This window comes from Natronococcus sp. A-GB7, from assembly GCF_029688865.1.
Lineage (GTDB): Archaea > Halobacteriota > Halobacteria > Halobacteriales > Natrialbaceae > Natronococcus.
Window position 1 is genome coordinate 64,355 of sequence record NZ_JARUKV010000016.1, and the last position, 18,310, is coordinate 82,664.

The following is an 18,310-nucleotide window of genomic DNA, read 5'->3' on the forward strand; positions in this document are numbered from 1 at the left end:
ATGGCCGACGACAGCATCGCCGTCGTAGACCTGGATCGGTGCCAGCCCGACCGCTGTAGCTACGAGTGCAAGAACTACTGCCCGCCCAACCGCACGGGCAAGGAGTGTATCACGCTCCGGGGCGAGGAGGCCGACCAGGGCCAGCCCGACCAGATCCACATCTCGGAGGAGATCTGTCTGGGCGAGACCTGCGGGATCTGCGTCGAGAAGTGTCCGTTCGACGCCATAGAGATCATCAACCTGCCCCAGGAGCTCCAGGACGACCCCGTCCACCGCTACGGCGAGAACGCCTTCTCGCTGTACGGCCTGCCGGCACCCCAGGAAGGGAAGGTCACCGGGATTCTGGGCCCGAACGGGATCGGGAAGACCACCGCCGTCCGCATCCTCGAGGGCGAACTCGAGCCAAACCTCGGCCGCGAGGGCGAGGTCGGCTGGGACGACGTCCTCGAGGCCTACCGCGGGACCGAACTGCAGGACTACATCGCCGACGTCCGCGACGGCGAAGTGACCGTCGCCCGCAAACCCCAGTACGTCGACCAGATCCCCGAGAGCTTCGACGGCAACACCCGCGAACTGCTCGAGCGAACGGACGAACGCGGGGCGCTCGACTCGCTGGTCGAACGCCTCGAGATCGGGCCCGTGATGGACCAGGCGATCGAGGACCTCTCGGGCGGGGAGCTCCAGCGGGTTGCGATCGCGGCGACGCTCGCTCGGGACACGGACTTCTACTTCCTCGACGAAGTGACGCCCTATCTCGACATCGGCCAGCGCGTGACTGCGGCACGGCTGATCCGCGAACTCGCCGAGGAGGAGAACCGATCGATGCTGGTCGTCGAGCACGACCTCGCGATCCTGGACCTGCTCGCCGACACCCTCCACGTCGCCTACGGTGAGCCCGGTGCCTACGGCGTCATCACCTCGCCGAAGTCGGTCCGCAACGGGATCAACGAGTACCTCTCCGGGTATCTCGACAACGAGAACATGCGGATCCGACAGGACCCCATCGAGTTCGAGGAACACGCCCCCCGGACCGCGACCCACGGCGACGTCCTCGTCGACTACCCCGACCTCACCAAGAGCTACGGCGACGGCGAGTTCAGCCTCGAGATCGAAGGCGGGGAGATCCACCGTAACGAGGTGCTCGGGATCGTCGGCCCCAACGGGATCGGGAAGTCGACGTTCGCACAGCTGCTGACGGGCAACCTCGAGCCGACCGAGGGCGACGCCGACCTCGATCTGGACATCTCCTACAAACCACAGTACGTCACCATCGACCAGCACATGCGGGTCGACGCCTTCCTCTCTTCCATTACGGACCAGTTCGGCTCCTCGTACTGGAACACCGAGATCGCCCAGCCGCTGCAGCTCGAGCGGATCATGGAACAGAACCTCTCGGATCTCTCCGGCGGGGAGCGCCAGCGGGTCGCGATCGCGGCCTGTCTCTCCGAGTCGGCCGACCTCTACCTGCTCGACGAACCCTCTGCCCACCTCGACGTCGAACAGCGGGTCCAGGCCACCAGCGCGATCCGGCGCTACGCCGAACAGCAGGACGCGACGGTCATGGTCATCGACCACGACATCTACACAATCGACCTGCTCGCCGACCGCCTGATGGTTTTCGAGGGCGAGCCCGCGATGCACGGCCACGCCAGTGGCCCCCAGCCGATGCGGGAGGGGATGAACGAGTTCCTCTCGAACCTCGAGATTACGTTCCGGCGGGACGAGCGCACTTCGCGTCCGCGGATCAACAAGCCGGAGTCGCAGCTGGATCGCGAGCAAAAACGGGAAGGAGAGTACTACTACTCGCCGTAGGTCGATTCGACGGCGCTACTCGGCGTCCGACTTCGAGAGCACGTCACCGAACTGTTCGTCCTTTCGCGTTCGCAGCTCGTCGAGTCGGGACTGGGCGCTCAGCCGGCTCTCGCCGACCGTCGCGCCGACGAGGGCGCCGATCGCCGCCCCGGAGCTCGCGGCGTTTTTGTTGACGAGTCCGCCGAGACCGCCGCCGACGGCGGCACCGATGGCTGCGTACCGTGCACGACTGAGCGCGAGTTCGAGTTGCTGTTTTACCATACGGACAACTCTATCCGGAACGGAAATAAACGTGTTCCCGGAGAATCGCAACCACGAACACGTACGGGGGCCTGAACGGCCGTTCAGCGGTTTTTCCAGTACCGGGCCGAGAATCGTTACACTCGACGACCGTTCCGGAACGCTGGATCGAAACTAGTGATACGGGCCGATCGAGAACAAGGGCGGCTCCCGAGGACGTGGACCGAGTCCTCAGTGAACGTGTCGCTGGCAGCTTCCACAGAGGTTCTCCTCCTTGATGTCGACCTCCCGAACGGTCGGCGAGAAGTTCATCACACAGCGGTTGTTGTCGCAGTGTTCGAGGCCGTAGGTGTGGCCGATCTCGTGGACGATCTCCTTGCGGACGCGGTTCTCGAAGATCTCGCTGGCGCTCTTGTTCGAGAAGCCGCCGTCGCTGGAGGTCTGCAGGCGGTACGTGGAGACGACGCTACCGCTGCCGTCGAGGTAGGCGAGCCCGAAGACGTAGTTGCGACGCCGGTAGAACAGGTCGTGGGGCGTGATGGCGATGTTCTTCTCGCCGCGGCCGACCCGCTCGGCGAGCTGGATGAACGTCTCCGCGCAGTACTGGTTCCGGCCGGAGTCGTACGCGCCGGTCGGAACCGACTGCGAGTCGTTGACCGTGACGTCGCAGTCGTAGACCGATCGCAACGCGGAGGAGGCCGCCCGCTTGACCTCCGCGGAGACGCTGCCGACCGGCACGATATCGACGAGCATGGCAACTGCTATGGTCGCGGGTAGCATAAACGTCCCGCCGTGACTAGTTTCCGCGAGAATCGAGCGACGCTCGAGGAACACCTCGCCACCTACGGTCGGGTCGTCGAAGTGGGGATCGGACGTCGAACCGAGCTGGCAGCGGCCCTCGCCGAGGCGGACGTCTCGGTGACGGCGACGGATATCACCCCGCGAGCGGTCCCCGGAACCGTCGAGTTCGTCACCGACGACGTCGTCGATCCCGATCTCGAGGTCTACGAGGACGCCGAGGCGATCTACGCCCGGAACCTGCCCCCGGAGCTTCATCGGCCGACCCTCGAGGTCGCCGAGCGCGTCGGCGCCGACTTTCTGTTTACGACCCTGGGAGGCGACCAGCCCGCGGTACCGGTCGAACGGCGGACGGTTCGCGAGGGGACGCTGTACGTCGCCCGCGGTGGCGCCGCGCCCCGCTAGAACGGAAGGAGTTACACGGGTCCGCGAGAGTAGCGAGAACGATGGCCGTCGAATCGCTGCCACCCGCCACCACCGTCCTCGCCGTTCTCGCGCTCCTCGTCGCGCTCGCGGTCGTCCTGCGAGGGCTGGGATTCCTCCTGCGGATCGCGATCTCCCTGTTCGTCCTTCCGGGCGTCGTCGTCCACGAGTTCGCCCACGCGACCGCCTGTCGGCTCGTCGGCGTCAGGGTGATCGAGGCCGTCTACTTCCGGTTCGGAAACCCGCCGGGGTACGTCCGCCACGCCACCCCCGATCGGTACCGTCAATCGGTGGTCATCAGCGTCGCCCCGTTCCTACTGAATACGCTCGTCGCGTTTGCCGCCTTCGTCGGCGCCGTCGTCGTCGTCTCGGCGGCGGGCGGCGTTCGGACGGCCCCGATCGAGTACGCGGCCGTCGCCGGCGTCCTCGGCCTGATCGGGCTCTCGGTCGGAATGGCCGCCTTCCCGAGTACGACCGACGCGCGGACGCTGTGGACGCGCTCCCGGCGGGAGTGGCGTCGATCCCCGGTCGTGTTGCTCGGCCTGCCGGTCGTCGCGCTGATCTACGTCGTCAACGTCCTCTCGTGGCTCTGGGCCCACGTTCTCTACGCCGTCGGCCTGTTCGTCCTCGCACTCGTGGCCGTCGGCGCCGTCGCGATCTGAACCGTCCGGCTTTATTTCCGGGGCCACGTTCGTCCCCGTATGAACGCAGACGCAGTCGTCCTCGACATCGACGGCGTGCTCGTCGACGTCGCCGACTCCTACCGGAGAGCGATCCTCGAGTCGATCGAGCACGTCCACGATCGCACGATCCGCAAGGAAGACATCCAGGCGTTCAAAAACGCCGGCGGGTTCAACAACGACTGGGAGCTGACCTACGCCGCAGCGCTGTACGTCCTGGCGACCGGGGAGGGGTACCGCGCGTCGATCGACGAGTTTACCGACGGGATCGCCGAGCGCGGCGGCGGGCTCGAGGCCGCCGAGGCCGTCGTCCGCGAGGCGATCGGCGCCCGGGCAACCCAGCGCGTGACCGATCGATGGGACCGCGAGGGGCTCCGGGACGTCTTCCAGCAGCTGTACCTCGGCAGCGAGCTCTACCGGGGTCTTGAGGGTGGCGAGCCCGACCTCGAGACGCGGGGGTTCATCCACGACGAGCCCGTCGTCCTCGAGCCCGAGGTGCGGGATCACCTCCTCGCCGAGTACGACGTCGGCGTCCTGACCGGGCGTCCCGCCGCGGAGGCCGAGATCGCCCTCGAGCGGGTCGGCCTCGAGGAGGCGGTCCCCCTCGAGCACCGCTTTACGATGGACGACTGGGAGGAGGGGAAACCCCACCCCCGGGCGCTGACCGTCCTCGCCGAGCGCTTCGGCGCGGACGACATCGTCTTCGTCGGCGACACTCTGGACGACGTGCGGACGGCGACCAACGCGAGCGAGGCCGATCCGGACCGAACGTACCGCGGCGTCGGCGTGCTGACGGGCGGGCTCACCGGCGAGGAGGGGCGTCGGGCCTACGAGCGCGAGGACGCCGCGGCCGTCCTCGAGTCGGTCAACGAGCTGCCGGAACTGCTCGAGTAGCGGTTGCCCGACCGAGCGTCCGAGACCGCGCGGCCTGCAGCTCCCCCCATCCGTTTTTTCCGCGCGTTCGGTGTACTCAGTGCAGATTCCGATGTCCGACTTCGAAAGCGGTGACCTCCCCGGTGAGGCGACCTCGGTCTGGCTCGCGAGTACCCGCGAGGACGACCCCGACCCCGAGCCCCTCGAGGGCGATCGAAGCGTCGACGTCGCCGTCGTCGGCGCCGGGATCGCCGGGCTCTCGACGGCGATCGAGCTGCGCGAGCGGGACCTGACCGTCGCCGTCCTCGAACGGGACCGCGTGGCGACGGGGATCACGGGAAAGACGACCGCGAAACTGACCAGCCAGCACGGGGCGATCTACGACCACCTGCGCCGGGAGTTCGGCCCCCAGCAGGCGAGCCGGTACGCCGCCGTCCAGGAGGACGCGATCGATCGCGTCGAGCGGCGGATCGAGGAGCTGGGGATCGACTGCGGGTTCGAACGCCACCCCTCCTACCTCTACAGCAACGAGCCCGACGAGATCGAACGGGAGGTCGACGCCGCCCGCGCGGCAGGACTCGAGGCCAGTTACGTCACCTCCGTCCCGCCGTTCGAGCGCGCCCAGGCTGCGGTCCGGTTCGACGACCAGGCCTGGTTCCATCCCCGAAAGTACCTGCTCGCGGTCGCCGACGAGCTCCGGGCCGACGACGGCGCCCACCTCCACGAGGAGACCCGCGTGACCGATCTCGAGGACGGGACGCCCTGTTTCGTCCGAACCGAGCGGGGAACCGTCCGGGCCAAGCACGTCGTCCTCGCGACAGGTTTTCCGATCCGTGACCGGGCTGGCTACTTCGCCCGAATGCATCCGAAGCGGTCCTACGTCCTCGGGATCCGTCTCGACGGCGAGCCGCCCGAGGGGATGTACTACCGCAGCGGCGACCCCTACCGCTCCGTTCGCACCTACCGCGACGACGGGGAGGAGCTGCTGCTGGTCGGCGGCGAGAACCACAAGACGGGCCAGGGCGGCTCGACCGCCGACCGCTACCGGCGGCTCGAGTCGTGGGCCCGCGAGCGGTTTCCCGTCGACGAGATCGCCTACCGGTGGTCGACCCAGGACTACAAACCGGTCGACAAGGTGCCCTTCATCGGCCGCGCCGGCGCCGGAACCGAGAACGTCTCCGTCGCGACGGGCTTTCGCGGCTGGGGGATGACCAACGGCACCGCCGCGGGGCGACTGCTGGCGGCCGAGATCGACGGCGAGCCGGTGCCCGAACTGGATCTGTTCGACCCGCTCCGGCTGACGCCGAAGGCCTCGCTGGGCAAGACTCTCACCGAGAACGCCGATACCGCGAGCGAGTTCGTCACCGACTGGTTCCAGACGCTCGTCACCCCGGACCTCACCGCCCTTGAGCCCGGCGAGGCCAAGATCGTCCGCAAAGGTGGGAAGCCCATCGCCTGCGCCAGAGACGAGAACGGGGAGGTTCACGCCGTCTCGGCGGTCTGTACCCACATGTACTGTCTCGTCGAGTGGAACGACGCCGAGGAGAGCTGGGACTGTCCCTGCCACGGCTCGCGGTTCGATCCCGACGGCGAGGTCCTCGAGGGGCCGGCGAACGAGGACCTGCCCGCTCGAGAGGGGTGAGCTACCGGGCGGACCCTGTCCCTGCCCGCGCCTCGAGCCCGGGATAATCGGCGACGATCCCGTCGACGCCCGCCGCGGCGAGGTCGTCGAACTGAAGCCAGCTATCGACGGTCCAGACGTTGACCGCCCGTCCCTCCTCGTGGGCCGTTTCGACGATATCGAGGGGCGGCTCGTCGGTCGGAAGCCCGTAGTACGGTTCGCTCGCGAGTGCGGTCCCCGCGATCGCGTTCCGCGGCGGGTGGATCGCCTCGCAGTCGTACCGGCGGGCGATCTCGAGACCCGCCTCGAGGTCGTCCCAGACGAGCGGCGCGGCCGCGTAGTCGGTGGCGTCTCGAAGCGCGGCGAGTGCGCCTTCACAGAACGAGGAAAAGAGGAGTTCGCCGTCGAAGGGCTCGCAGTCCTCGAGGACGCGCTCGACGAACGGCCGCCACAGCTCCCGCCGTTCCTCCCGGGCGTCCGCTGGCAGTGACTCGCCGATACGAAGGTCAGACGCCCCCGGATTCTTCAGTTCGACGTTGATCCCGACCGTCTCCGGGACGGCCTCGAGCAGCGCCGACAGCGTCGGGATCGGTTCGTCGGTTCCCAGCACCGACAGCGACTCGAGGGTCTCGAGGGACGTCTCCCAAACGAACCCCGAGGCATCGGTTACGGGTCGGCCGTCCCGCGTTCCCTCGAGGCGCTCGTCGTGGAAGACCATCGGAATTCCGCAGGCGGCGGGCTGGACGTCGATCTCGAGCATCGCGGTCGCGTCGCGCTCGGCCGCGGCAACGGCCGCAACGATCGTGTTCTCGGGGGCGACGCCGGCGTAGCCGCGGTGGGCGATGAGAGCGGGACTGCGCATACCGACGCCCACGGCTGCGACCCCTATCAGTGGTTGGCAGTGCGGTTCGGTCGGTCGCTATGCAGCTTGCGTTCAGTACAGGCAGAGGCGGTATCACTGCGGTAGTGCAACAACTGCAGCACCCGCGAGCGACCATCGGGAGCGAGCGGCCTTTTTAGCGTAGATTTTTGCGCCCAGCGCGGGACCTGCGGTCCCGCGTGCCATGCGAACGAGCACATAGTGCTCGTGAGCAGAGAGCGGTTCCGAACGCAGTGAGGAATCCCGAGGCCGAAAAAGGTACGTGTGCGTAATTACCGGATCCTACTCCTTGCGCACCGATTCACTGCGACGACGACGCTCCTAGCGTTCGCCTGCCGGGTCGCCTTTCAATACGCTCCCCCTCGAATCGAGGGCGTATGACTGATACGACGCTCGACGACGTCGAACGGAACCTGGGCCGCGTCGAGGACCTCGAGCAGGAGGAGGCGATCTCGGTGCTCCAGACGGCAAAGCGGGACCTCGAGGCGATGAGCACCGACGCCGACGTCGACGAGGAGCGCCGGCAGGCCCTCGAGGACCGCCTCGATCAGCGGATGCGGGAGATCGAGGAGCGCGACGCCTACGACGGCAACGTCGGCGAGGCGATGAACCCGGAGGACCACGACGCGCCCTGATACCAGGGCGTCAGCTGCCGGGCGAGCGCACTTGCCGCGAGCAACCGCAGTGGTCGATATGGCTCGCTATCCCCGCGGAGTGGCACACGTCGGCGTCACCGTTCCGGACATCGAGGCGGCGCTCGAGTGGTACGAGGACGTCCTCGGCTTCGAAACGATCATGGGTCCCGTCGAGGTCGACCACGGCGAGGACCACATCGGGAAGCTCTGTGCGGACGTACTGGGCGAGTTCGACACCGTCTCGATCGCCCACGTCGCGACGGGTAACCAGGTCGCGATCGAGTTCTTCGAGTTCGACGCCACCGAGTCGGGTCCCGATCCGGAGCCGTCCGACGCCGGCTACTTCCACGTCTGTGTCATCGACCCGGAGATCGAGGCGCTCGCGGGCGAGATCGCCGACAGCGGCGGCGAGCACCACACTGAGATCTGGGAGCTGTTCCCCGACCAGCCGTATCGGATGACCTACTGTAAGGACCCGTGGGGCAACATCGTCGAGATCTACACTCACAGCCACGAGCGCATCTACAGCAATCAGAGCGACTACTGATCTCGAGCTGGCGCCCGAGAACCCGGCGAGATCGGCCGACCCCCACCGTTTTATTCGGCTGCCGTCCCGAGAGAGGCGTATGCGAATCGCACTACTGGGCGGCACCGGCGACATCGGCGAGGGGCTCGCGCTTCGGTTCGCGCGAGATACCGACCACGAGATCCTCATCGGCTCCCGGGACCCCGAGAAGGCCCGCGACGCGGTCGCGGAGTACGAGGACGTTCTCGAGGCGATCGGCACCGAGTCGAATCTGAAGGGGTTTGTCAACGAGATGGCCGCGGACCGGGCCGACGTCGTCGTGCTCTCGGTCCCGCCGTACTACGCGGGCGACACGGTCGAGGCCGTCGCGGACGTCCTCGACGAGGACACCGTGCTAGTGACGCCTGCGGTCGGCATGCAGGGCGACGACGACGGACTCCACTACCACCCGCCAAGCGCCGGCAGCGTCACCGAGCTCGTCGCGAAGCGCGCGCCCGACGACGTCCCCGTGATCGGCGCCTTCCACAACCTCGCGGCCGGCGCGCTCTCGGAGCTCGAGCTCGAGCTGGATCTCGATACGCTCGTCGTCGGCGACGATTCCGACGCGAAAGAACGAGTGATCGCACTGGCCGAGGAGATCGAGGGGCTCCGGGCGCTCGACGTCGGTCCGCTGGCCAACGCGGCCGAGGTCGAGAGCGTCACGCCGCTCGTGATCAACATCGCTCGGTACAACGACGACCTCCACGACGTCGGCGTGACGTTCCACTAACGGGCGGGTTCGGATTCGGACTCGGTCGCCGACGCGGGTTCGGTCCCGAGTTCGGTGCGGGACCACGACGCGTCCAGCGAGCGCAGCGTCTCGAGGAACCCGTCGGCGTCGACGGGTTTCGTGATCGCGTCGTCGATGGGAAGCTCGTCGAGTCCGAGCACCCGGTCCTGTGCGGGGTGGCCGGTGAGCACGACTAGGGGAATCTCCTCGATCGAGGGCGTTCCCTCGATTTCGGTCGCGACCTCGTCGCCGTTCAGCCGCGGCAGCTTGAAATCGAGCAGAACGAGATCGGGGCGAGGCGCGTCGGCGAACTCCCCGCGGCGGTGGAGAAAGTCGAGCGCGTCGCTCCCGTCGGTGACGACGTGGAACGTATGGTCGATCGGCGTCGTTCGCAACGACTCCTTCGTCAGCCGCACGTCCCCGGGGTTGTCCTCGACGAGTAAGATCTCCAGCGTAGCTGGCAATCCACCGGCACCATCCGACATGTACGTAGCTGTGAACGCTATCCCCATCCAGTCACGGCCTGTTATTTCAGGCATTGAAATGCCCCCGGCAATCTGGCGGCGGCTCGCCGTCTCCCGTCTCGGCAGAGTCGAAGCTCCACGCCGCGCTATCGACCGAAAACGGTGAAGAAACGTCCGCTTGTCGACGGACTACGCGCCGGCGTCCTCGAGGGCGTCCTCGAGGTCCTCGCGCTGGGTGACGCCGACGAAGCGCTCGACGACGCCGTCGTCGTTCTCGATGATCAGGGTCGGCAGCGAGCGAACCTGGTACTCGTTGGCGACGTCCTGCTGTTCGTCGACGTTTACCTTCTCGACATCGAAGCGCCCCTCCCAGTCGTCCTCGAGCTCCTCGAGGATCGGGTCCTGGGTCTTGCAGGGGCCACACCAGTCTGCGTAGAAGTCCTTGAGCGTGACGGACATGTGATCAGGGGTACTTGCCACGCGCCGCGCATAAGGGTTTCCCACTCGGGGGTTCGCGCCGGTGTCGCGGACGCCGCGGGCCGATCCCCGCCCTCGTCACGCGATCAGTCGGCGAACGAGCCCTCGAGCAGCACCTCCCCTGACGGTCGACTCGGCGAGCGAGCGGCTGTCTCCTCGAACCCGTTCGATCGTCGAAAGCTTTAGTTCAGCCCGACCCGATGGTGTACGTATGGACAGAGGACAGAACTCCGGCGGGCTGATGTCCAGTGCCGGACTCGTCCGGTACTTCGACGCAGAGGACTCGAACGCGATCCGTATCGACCCGAAGACGGTCATCGCTACGGGGATCATGCTGGGCGTACTCGTCCAGTTGCTGATCTTCGTCTCCTGATCCTCACGCCCGCCGTTCTCGACGAGCGCCTCGGTAGCCGCGGCGCCGGAGCGCTCGAGCCGCCTCCGTGACGCGGCGTTTTTGCCCGTCCGCTCCGTACCCGACAGCCATGTCACTGACCGCCGGCGTCGTCGCCGTTCAGGGCAACGTCGACGCACACGCCGACGCGATCGAGCGTGCCGCGCGAGCCCACGGACGCGAAGTTACCGTCCGCGAGATCCGCGAGTCCGGAATCGTCCCCGACTGCGACCTGCTGGCGATGCCCGGCGGCGAGTCGACGACGATTTCGCGGCTCGTCCACGGCGAGGGGATCGCCGGCGAAATCCGCGGCCACGTCGCGGCCGAGAAACCCCTGCTCGCGACCTGTGCGGGCCTGATTCTCGCCTCGAGCGACGCGAACGACGACCGCGTCGACGAGCTCGGGCTGATCGACGCGTCGATCGAGCGCAACGCCTTCGGGCGACAGAAGGACAGCTTCGAGGCACCCCTCGAGATCGACGGACTCGCGGAGCCGTTCCCGGCGGTGTTCATTCGTGCGCCCGCTATCGAGGACGTCGGCGAGGTCGACGTCCTCGCACGCTGGGAGGGACGACCGGTCGCGGTTCGAGACGGCCCGGTCGTCGCGACCGCCTTCCACCCCGAGTTGACCCCCGACAGCCGCCTCCACGGGCTCGCGTTCTTCGAGAACGAGGAGTCGATCGGGCCGGCGCTCGAGGGTCCCGCGTAGGGCCGAATCGATCGGTACGATCGCTCGCCCGCACTCGGTCGTGCAAGCATGTGCGACCGAACACGTTTTTCCGCTGCCCCCCGTCGAACCGAACATGAACGCAGCGATCGACGCCGTCCGCGTCGCGGGAACGCCCCAGGGACCGGTTCCGGTGGTCGTTCTCGAACTCGAGAGCGAAGACGACGTCATCCCGATCTTCATCGGGTTCAACGAGGCCGTAAGCATCGATCGCGGCCTCGAGGCCGAGGACATCGGGCGGCCGCTGACCCACGACCTGTTGCTCGACGTCATGGAGGAGCTCGGTAGCCGGATCGAGCGCGTCGTCGTCAGCGAGATCGAGTCCGGGGCGAACGACCGGGGCGGAACATACATCGCCGACCTTCACCTCCGGACCCCTCGCGGCGAGACGGTGATCGACGCGCGCCCGAGCGACTCGCTGGCGCTTGCCGCCCGGACGAACGCGCCCATCGAGGTCACCGAGGACGTCTTCGAGGACGGCCGAGACGACAGGGAGAAGTTCGAGCACCTCGAATCGATCCGTGACGTCTCCGGTGAGTTCTGAATGGACGACACGCTCGAAGCCCTGTTCGCCGTCATCGAGGATCGCAAGGAAACGCTACCCGAGGACTCCTACACCGCCTCGCTGTTCACCCACGAGAAGGGGGAGAACGCGGTGCTCGAGAAACTCGGCGAGGAGAGCACCGAGCTCGTGCTCGCGGCCAAAGACGACGACCGCGATGAGATCGCGTACGAGGCCGCCGACATCGTCTACCACCTGCTCGTCCTCCTGTCGATGAAGGACATGGATCTCGAGGAGCTCGAGGCCGAACTCGAGGCGCGGCGCTAGAGGGGCTCAGCACCCGACGGCGCGGACGCTTGCAGCCGCCCGGCCCAGATTGATTGTCCCGATCGGTGTGAGAGTGCCTGCATGGCAGTCGAACAGATCGAACACGCCGACGACCACATGCAGGAGTGTATCGACAACTGTCTCGAGGCCGCGCAGGTTTGTGAGTGGTGTGCCGACGCCTGCGTCGACGAGGGCGAGGAGATGGCCCGCTGCATCCGGCTCTGCCGGGACGTGGCCGACATCGCCTCGCTGCACGCCCGGTTCATGGCCCGCAACTCGAGCTACCACGAGGAACTGGGCGAACTCTGTGCGGACCTCTGTGAGGAGTGCGCCGAGGAGTGTGAGGGCCACGACCACGACCACTGCCAGGCCTGCGCCGAGATCCTCCCGAACTGCGTCGAGAGCTGTCGCGAGATGGCCTCCGGCTGACGCGAACGTCGGCGAGGGTTACGCGCCCAGCCAGCTTCCAGTCGAGATCTCGTGGTCCCGTTCTCGACAGATCTTGGCACCCCGTTTTCGGACGTTCCGTGCGGTCGGGAACCGGTTTTTGTCCCGAGTTCGTCCTGAATCCAGTCAGCCAGCCCCCGTGCGGCGTCCTTGCCCGCGACGTCCCGTACCTCGCGGATTCCCTTCTGGTAGGCGTTCCGCCTCGAGCCCTCCTTGCGTTTCGCCGCCTCTCGAGTACCCAGGTCGAACTCCTCCTGGGCCGTCCGATCGATCTCCGCGAGCAATTCTTTGGTGAACTCGCTCATCGCGCCGGGACGGTTGGATCGCAGGCGTCAAAACGGTCTGCGCTCGTACTGTCACGATCTTCGAACCGTCGCTCGAGCGGCCGGTCTATACGCGACGCCCCGGGGCCCCCGGGTCGCTCGAGGAGCCGGAGTTGAAGAGGCCGCCGATAGCCCCGGCGATCGCGCTCTCGAGGGCCATGATAAACGACAGCGCCAGCGCGACGAGGAAGATCCCGAATCCGGCGAGGCCGCCCATGGCGCCGCCGATCGGTCCGCCGGCCCAGCCGGCGACGCCGACGACGAGTGCGACGAGCACGCCGGCGACGATCCCGCCGAGGGCGCCGGCGAGCAGCCCGTGCCAGAACCCGCGCCCGAGCCCGCCACCGGCGAGGTAGCCGGCGACGAATCCGCCGATCAGTCCCGCCGCGAGCTGGCCGACCCCCGGCAGCGTGAGCCCGACGATTCCGAGGACGGTGATGACGAGAAAGCCGATCACGACGGAGCGCCAGTCGGTCATACCGATCCGTCGGACGCGAGGGGACATAAGCCCTCGGCGTTGATATTGCGGGGTACGACCCGTCGAATCCTCGGACGGAAGTTCTCGCGAGGGTCGCGCCATAACGAACGACCTTTTACGACCGCGGGTTCTAGCTGGAGGCATGATTTTCGAAGACCTTCCGACCACGCCCACGTCGGAAGAGCTGATCGACAAGGCGTTCTCGCGGGCGGCGCGGGCCGGCAAGGCCAAGGGCGGCCTCGAGGCCCAGCAGTCGATGCTGCAGACGGCGGCGAACATCATCTCCGACAACCTGGAGAACGTCGTCACGGCCTGGCCCGACTTCGCCTACGAGGACGACGTCGATCCGTTCTACTACGAGATCGCGGACGCGATCGTCGACGTGGACCGCCTGCGCCAGAGCCTCTCGGAGACGATGTGGGCCAGTCGCAAAGCCCGCGAGATCCACCAGGAGTATCAGCCGAAACTGCGCAAGACCGACATCGACACCGCGCGCAAACACCGCAAGCAGGCGTTCGCTCGGCTCGCGGACATCGTCGAGCAGATCGACGACGAGCTGCTGTACATCAACGAGTCGCGCAACGACCTGCGGGACCTGCCCGAGATCAACCCCGACGAGCCGACGATCGTCGTCGCGGGCTACCCGAACGTCGGGAAGTCGTCGTTCGTCAACGACGTCACGAACGCCCGCGGCGAGACGGCCTCCTACCCGTTCACGACGAAGGGGATCGGACTGGGTCACTTCGAACGGGACCACATCCGCTACCAGATCGTCGACACGCCCGGCCTGCTCGACCGCAAGCCCGAGGAGCGCAACGAGATCGAATCGCAGGCGGTCAGCGCGATCGAACACCTCGCCGACTGCATGCTCGTCGTCCTCGACCCGAGCGGGGAGTGTGGCTACCCCCTCGAGTCCCAGCTCGAGTTACGGGACGCCATCGCCGCGCAGTTCGAGGACGTGCCCGTGTTCACGGTCGCGAACAAGGTCGACCGCGCCGAACACTGGACGGCCGACGTCGAGACCGACTACGAGATGAGCGTCGAGACCGGCGAGAACGTCGAGACCGTCCTCGACGCGGCCGTCGAGGCGATCGGCTACGAACCGGAACTGCCGTTCGAGGAGTGAGGACTACGGGACGATGAAGGGACCAGGAATCCTCTGGATGTTACAGACCGCGGCCGGCTTCTCGCTTGCCGGGCCGCTGTTTTTCCTCGCGGCGAACTACCTCTTCGCGGGGCGTTACGCCTGGGGTGTGAGCTTCCTGTTTTTCGGGCTGCTCGTGCTCTACTTCCCAACCTACCTCGTCAACCGTATCGGCGGGCCACGAGCGTGGGTCCGACGGCGGCTCGGACGGGGTGGCGACGACGAAACCGAGGACGAGGACGGGACCGCGACAGACGACGGATCGGAGGCCGACCGATCGTCCGACCTCGATCCCCGGTCGACGCTCGAGCGGCTCCGGAGTCGTTGAGAGCCGGAACGCTTCCGGAGAAGCAGACGTCCGACGGCGGAGTGGGCAACGCTCACTCCTCGACGATACTGACGTATCGGATCTCGATATCGATGTCGCCGTCAGCGTGTTGCTCGACCCGTTGATTGAGTTCCGGTGCCAGTCCGGGCGCGGTCTCACCGGGTGGCCCCCCTATCGTGACGATCACGCGCTCGGGACTCTGGATCGGATAGTCCTCGTCCATGATCACCTCGATCTCGAGCAGGCGGTACTGCTCGAACTCCTCCTCGTCGAGCGCGAGCGTGATCTCCTCGCGGGCGTTCTCCTCGAAGTTCCCCGCCTGGTACGAGGAGTAGGTGATCGCTCCGAGAAACACCGAGAAGACGAGCACGATCACGACGAGTCCGACGACCCGTTTCCGCACCCGCTGTTCGGTCTCCCCGAGCGCGAACAGGTTGTCGGGACGGTAGCCGAGATACCACAGCGTCAACAGCCCGGCGAGGTTCACCGAGAGCACGTTGACGAACACGAGCGCCGTCGAACCGATCGCAGCCGAGGGCTGGCCCCAGGCGATCGCGATCCCCGCAGCCGCAGCGGGCGGGATCAGCGCCGCGGCGATCATGACGCCGACGAGCGCGACGGAGATCCCCGTCGCGATGCTGACGATCCCCGCGACGCCGGCTCCGAGCGCAACCGCAAGCGAGAGCAGATCGGGCGCGAGCCGTTCGGATATTTCGTCGACCTCCGCGAGTTCGAGCCCGGGCGGGACGATGTTCGTGACCTGTACCGACCAGGCAAAGACTGCCGCGGCGCCGATCGCGAAGACGACGCCGATGATCTGGTAGGTTAGGCTCTCGACGAACAGCTCCTCGTCGTCGATCACCGAGCCGACGCTGGCGCCCAGTGCCGGGCCGATCAGCGGGGCGATCACCATCGAGCCGACGACGACCGCCGGCGAGTCGAGCAGCAGTCCGGCGGTCGCGACGATCGCGCTGATGATCGTCATCGTCGAGTAGACGCCGAACGTCGGCGTCAGCGACTCCGCCTCGGTCTGGAGCTCCTGTCTCGAGATCCGATCTGACTCGACGTCACCCTCCTCGTACTCCTCGCGCAACGCCTCGAACCGTCGAGAGACGACCGTTTCCGCGTCGACAACGACCGTGTAGGCGTCCTCTCCGATCCCCGCCTCCTGTAGTTCGTCGAGCACCGGTTCGACCGCCGGCGCCGGCAGCGGAAAGTAGACGACCGCCGTGTAGTCCCGGTCGCTTTCCTCGTCGGTAACGACGTAATCGATCTCCCGATCGTCGAGCGTCTCGAGGATCGTCTGTCGCTTTCCCGTCGGAACCGTCAACTGTACGAGCCGCACAGCAGGTAGGTAGACCCCAGGGGTCATAACTCCGGGCGCTTTCGGTATGCTGTCGGTCGGTTTCGCCGCTACGGCGGCTCCCTGATCGTGCGGTTCGAAGACCGGGGCGAACGCCCGATCGTTCGTGAACTATACCCGTCTCGCGTTCCTTCCGGACGCTATGGCACACCGCGTCACCGTCTCGCTCGACGACGAAACGAAGGCGGCCCTCGAGACCCTCGCCGGCGAGACTGGAAAGGGACGGAGCGAGCTCGTCCGACGCGCGCTCTCCTTCTACGCCGCCAACTTCGAGGCCGCGAGCGAGCGACCGAGCGACAACTTAGAACAGTACTACCAGATGCTCTCCTCCGGCGAACACGTCCTGCTCGACGTGGACTTCCTGCACGCCTTCCTCGAGCATCTCTACGCGGGCGGCGATCCCGATCCGGCGTTCGTCGAGGCGGCCGACCGGGTCTCGGACTATCACGCCCGGGAGTACGAGGAACGGTTCGAGGGCGTCGGCGAACTCCTCGAGTGGCTCTCCTTCTGTGGGTTCCTCGAGGTCCGTGACGAGGCCGGAGGGGTCTACCACGTCGTCTTCCCCTCGGAGGCGATCCAGTGGTTTATGACCCGCTTCATCGAGCGCAGCACCGTCTCGATGCCGTTCGAACTCGACATCGAACGCGGCGTCTCGAAGACGATCGTCGCCGAGCGCTCGAGCGCCGAGTAGCCGGCTCTTCGTACGGGATCATACTCGATCATACAACGGACCGCTCGAGCGACCGCATCGACGAAACCGTATGAGCCGCGCTCAACAACCCTTATGCCGCTCTCGGAGAGCGGATACTGTGTACACTCACCATGGGTATAGTAGACAGGCTGAAAGCGATCGGACCGGGCGCGCTCGTCGCGGCGGCGTTCGTCGGTCCGGGAACCGTTACGACCGCGAGCGTCATCGGCGCGGAGTACGCCTACGTGCTCGTCTGGACGATCGCCTTCTCGATTCTGGCGACGATGGTTCTCCAGGAGATGAGCGCGCGGCTGGGACTGATCTCCCGCGAGGGGCTCGGCGAGGCGCTCCGGGACGAGTTCTCGAACCCGCTCGCGAAGTGGGCGTCGGTTCTGCTCGTCGTCAGCGCGATCGGAATCGGCACGGCGGCGTTCCAGACCGGGAACATCGTCGGCGGCGCGGCCGGCCTCGCGACGATCACCGGCGTCAGCGAGAACGTCTGGGGACCGCTGATCGGGATCGTCGCGGGCGCCCTGCTCTGGTCGGGCAACTACAAGCTGATCGAGCGCGTCTTCGTCGGCCTGGTCGCGATCATGGGTGGGGCGTTCCTGCTCAACGCGGTCATGGTCCGACCGGACCTCGGCGCGCTCGCCGGCGGCCTCGTCCCGACGATCCCGGAGGGGTCAGCGTACCTGATCGCAGGCCTCGTCGGCACCACCGTCGTCGGCTACAACCTCTTCTTGCACGCCAGCACCGTCCAGGAACGCTGGGGCGGGCCCGACGACCTCGCGGAGTGTCGCACCGACACGATCGGGATGGTCGTCGTCGGCGGACTCATCACGACGGCGATCGTCGTGACCGCAGCCGCGGTGTTCCCCGAGGGGACCACGATCGCCGACGTCGGCGAGATGGCCGACCAGCTCGAGCCCGTCTTCGGCGGCTACGCGCTGACCTTCTTCGCGATCGGCCTTTTCGCGGCCGGCTTCACGAGCGCGATGAGCGCTCCACTTGCAGGGGCCTACGCGACCGCAGGTGCGCTCGGCTGGGAACGCGACCTCAAATCGACCCGGTTCCGGGCGATCTGGGTGACGATCCTCTCCGTCGGGGTCGTCTTCTCGGCGATCGGCTTCGATCCGGTACAGGTGATCGTCTTCGCACAGGTCGCCAACGGCCTCCTGTTGCCGATCATCGCCCTGTTCCTGATCTACGCGATGAACAACGAGGGGCTGCTCGGCGAGTACACGAACAGCACGCTCCAGAACGTCCTCGGCGGGCTCGTCACGCTCGTCGTCGTCGCGATCGGGATACAGACCCTCTACGACGTCCTGATCGTTCAGGACGGACTCGAACTCATCTTCGGCGTTCTCTAGCGACCACGTGCCCTCACAAAC

General features: G+C 66.8%; 24 protein-coding genes. 17 read left to right on the top strand and 7 right to left on the bottom strand.

Translation table 11 applies throughout. The features are described from left to right. Entirely contained in the window at positions 1–1,812 is a 1,812-nt protein-coding gene (locus QA609_RS15105; RefSeq protein ID WP_278303439.1) for a ribosome biogenesis/translation initiation ATPase RLI, read from the top strand. 15 nt (positions 1,813–1,827) lie between these two features. On the opposite strand, the gene QA609_RS15110 is transcribed toward QA609_RS15105, so the two are convergent. Together QA609_RS15110 and QA609_RS15115 are read right to left on the bottom strand one after the other, a co-directional pair. Then, positions 1,828–2,073, bottom strand: a complete 246-nt coding sequence (locus tag QA609_RS15110) for a YMGG-like glycine zipper-containing protein (protein ID WP_278303440.1) — start codon at positions 2,071–2,073, stop codon at positions 1,828–1,830. 210 nt (positions 2,074–2,283) lie between these two features. Further along, positions 2,284–2,805, bottom strand: a complete 522-nt coding sequence (locus tag QA609_RS15115) for an archaemetzincin family Zn-dependent metalloprotease (RefSeq protein WP_015321632.1) — start codon at positions 2,803–2,805, stop codon at positions 2,284–2,286. A gap of 39 nt (positions 2,806–2,844) precedes the next feature. Between QA609_RS15115 and QA609_RS15120 the strand changes: the two genes are divergently transcribed. From QA609_RS15120 to QA609_RS15135, 4 genes are all read left to right on the top strand, one after another. After that, complete coding sequence (locus tag QA609_RS15120; RefSeq protein ID WP_278303441.1) at positions 2,845–3,255, top strand: UPF0146 family protein; 411 nt, start codon at positions 2,845–2,847, stop codon at positions 3,253–3,255. 41 nt (positions 3,256–3,296) lie between these two features. Beyond that, positions 3,297–3,935, top strand: a complete 639-nt coding sequence (locus QA609_RS15125; protein WP_278303442.1) for a DUF3267 domain-containing protein — start codon at positions 3,297–3,299, stop codon at positions 3,933–3,935. Positions 3,936–3,974: 39 nt separating this feature from the next. Beyond that, positions 3,975–4,847, top strand: coding sequence for a TIGR01548 family HAD-type hydrolase (locus QA609_RS15130; RefSeq protein ID WP_278303443.1), 873 nt, complete (start codon positions 3,975–3,977; stop codon positions 4,845–4,847). Between the two features lie 91 nt (positions 4,848–4,938). Continuing rightward, on the top strand, positions 4,939–6,468 hold the full coding sequence (locus tag QA609_RS15135) for an FAD-dependent oxidoreductase (RefSeq protein WP_278303444.1): 1,530 nt from the start codon (positions 4,939–4,941) through the stop codon (positions 6,466–6,468). Between the two features lies 1 nt (position 6,469). Here the strand turns inward: QA609_RS15135 and QA609_RS15140 are convergent, their stop codons facing one another. After that, a complete protein-coding gene (locus QA609_RS15140) occupies positions 6,470–7,309 on the bottom strand; it encodes a glycerophosphodiester phosphodiesterase (protein ID WP_278303445.1) in 840 nt (279 codons plus the stop codon). A 395-nt stretch (positions 7,310–7,704) separates the two neighbouring features. Here QA609_RS15140 and QA609_RS15145 point away from each other — a divergent pair, with 395 nt between their 5' ends. The 3 genes from QA609_RS15145 to npdG all read left to right on the top strand — a co-directional run bounded on the left by QA609_RS15145 (position 7,705) and on the right by npdG (position 9,257). Then, complete coding sequence (locus QA609_RS15145) at positions 7,705–7,962, top strand: hypothetical protein (RefSeq protein ID WP_278303446.1); 258 nt, start codon at positions 7,705–7,707, stop codon at positions 7,960–7,962. A 58-nt stretch (positions 7,963–8,020) separates the two neighbouring features. Continuing rightward, positions 8,021–8,509 (top strand): VOC family protein, encoded by a 489-nt coding sequence (locus QA609_RS15150; RefSeq protein WP_278303447.1) that lies wholly within the window; start codon positions 8,021–8,023, stop codon positions 8,507–8,509. A gap of 79 nt (positions 8,510–8,588) precedes the next feature. Further along, a complete protein-coding gene (npdG, locus tag QA609_RS15155) occupies positions 8,589–9,257 on the top strand; it encodes an NADPH-dependent F420 reductase (RefSeq protein ID WP_278303448.1) in 669 nt (222 codons plus the stop codon). Here the strand turns inward: npdG and QA609_RS15160 are convergent. Together QA609_RS15160 and QA609_RS15165 are read right to left on the bottom strand one after the other, a co-directional pair. Then, the gene (locus QA609_RS15160) at positions 9,254–9,742 is read right to left on the bottom strand and encodes a response regulator (RefSeq protein ID WP_278303489.1); all 489 of its coding nucleotides are present in this window, start codon (positions 9,740–9,742) and stop codon (positions 9,254–9,256) included. The two genes, npdG and QA609_RS15160, sit on opposite strands and share 4 nt — an antisense overlap. A 168-nt stretch (positions 9,743–9,910) precedes the next feature. Further along, on the bottom strand, positions 9,911–10,180 hold the full coding sequence (locus QA609_RS15165) for a thioredoxin domain-containing protein (RefSeq protein ID WP_278292869.1): 270 nt from the start codon (positions 10,178–10,180) through the stop codon (positions 9,911–9,913). 229 nt (positions 10,181–10,409) lie between these two features. On the opposite strand from QA609_RS15165, the gene QA609_RS15170 reads away from it, so the two are divergent. The 5 genes from QA609_RS15170 (at position 10,410) to QA609_RS15190 (ending at position 12,574) form a co-directional block, all read left to right on the top strand. Next, positions 10,410–10,571: a preprotein translocase subunit Sec61beta gene (locus QA609_RS15170; RefSeq protein ID WP_005553336.1), complete on the top strand. Its 162-nt coding sequence runs from the start codon at positions 10,410–10,412 to the stop codon at positions 10,569–10,571. Between the two features lie 109 nt (positions 10,572–10,680). Then, on the top strand, positions 10,681–11,298 hold the full coding sequence (pdxT, locus tag QA609_RS15175) for a pyridoxal 5'-phosphate synthase glutaminase subunit PdxT (protein WP_278303449.1): 618 nt from the start codon (positions 10,681–10,683) through the stop codon (positions 11,296–11,298). A 94-nt stretch (positions 11,299–11,392) separates the two neighbouring features. Continuing rightward, on the top strand, positions 11,393–11,860 hold the full coding sequence (locus QA609_RS15180; RefSeq protein ID WP_278303450.1) for a bifunctional nuclease family protein: 468 nt from the start codon (positions 11,393–11,395) through the stop codon (positions 11,858–11,860). Then, positions 11,861–12,145: a phosphoribosyl-ATP diphosphatase gene (gene hisE / locus QA609_RS15185; protein ID WP_278303451.1), complete on the top strand. Its 285-nt coding sequence runs from the start codon at positions 11,861–11,863 to the stop codon at positions 12,143–12,145. A gap of 81 nt (positions 12,146–12,226) precedes the next feature. Beyond that, a complete protein-coding gene (locus QA609_RS15190; protein WP_278303452.1) occupies positions 12,227–12,574 on the top strand; it encodes a four-helix bundle copper-binding protein in 348 nt (115 codons plus the stop codon). 408 nt (positions 12,575–12,982) lie between these two features. Here QA609_RS15190 and QA609_RS15195 read toward each other — a convergent pair whose 3' ends face one another. Beyond that, the gene (locus QA609_RS15195; protein WP_278303453.1) at positions 12,983–13,393 is read right to left on the bottom strand and encodes a DUF5518 domain-containing protein; all 411 of its coding nucleotides are present in this window, start codon (positions 13,391–13,393) and stop codon (positions 12,983–12,985) included. Between the two features lie 142 nt (positions 13,394–13,535). On the opposite strand from QA609_RS15195, the gene QA609_RS15200 reads away from it, so the two are divergent. Continuing rightward, entirely contained in the window at positions 13,536–14,519 is a 984-nt protein-coding gene (locus tag QA609_RS15200; protein ID WP_278303454.1) for a GTPase, read from the top strand. 13 nt (positions 14,520–14,532) lie between these two features. Continuing rightward, positions 14,533–14,865 carry a hypothetical protein gene (locus QA609_RS15205; protein ID WP_278303455.1) on the top strand — a complete coding sequence of 111 codons (333 nt, stop codon included), beginning with the start codon at positions 14,533–14,535 and terminating at the stop codon, positions 14,863–14,865. 52 nt (positions 14,866–14,917) lie between these two features. Here QA609_RS15205 and QA609_RS15210 read toward each other — a convergent pair whose 3' ends face one another. Further along, entirely contained in the window at positions 14,918–16,210 is a 1,293-nt protein-coding gene (locus QA609_RS15210; protein ID WP_278303456.1) for a TIGR00341 family protein, read from the bottom strand. Positions 16,211–16,370: 160 nt separating this feature from the next. Here QA609_RS15210 and QA609_RS15215 point away from each other — a divergent pair, with 160 nt between their 5' ends. Continuing rightward, positions 16,371–16,919: a ribbon-helix-helix protein, CopG family gene (locus QA609_RS15215; RefSeq protein WP_278303457.1), complete on the top strand. Its 549-nt coding sequence runs from the start codon at positions 16,371–16,373 to the stop codon at positions 16,917–16,919. Positions 16,920–17,050: 131 nt separating this feature from the next. Beyond that, a complete protein-coding gene (locus tag QA609_RS15220) occupies positions 17,051–18,289 on the top strand; it encodes an Nramp family divalent metal transporter (RefSeq protein WP_278303458.1) in 1,239 nt (412 codons plus the stop codon). The last annotated feature ends 21 nt before the right edge of the window (positions 18,290–18,310 follow it).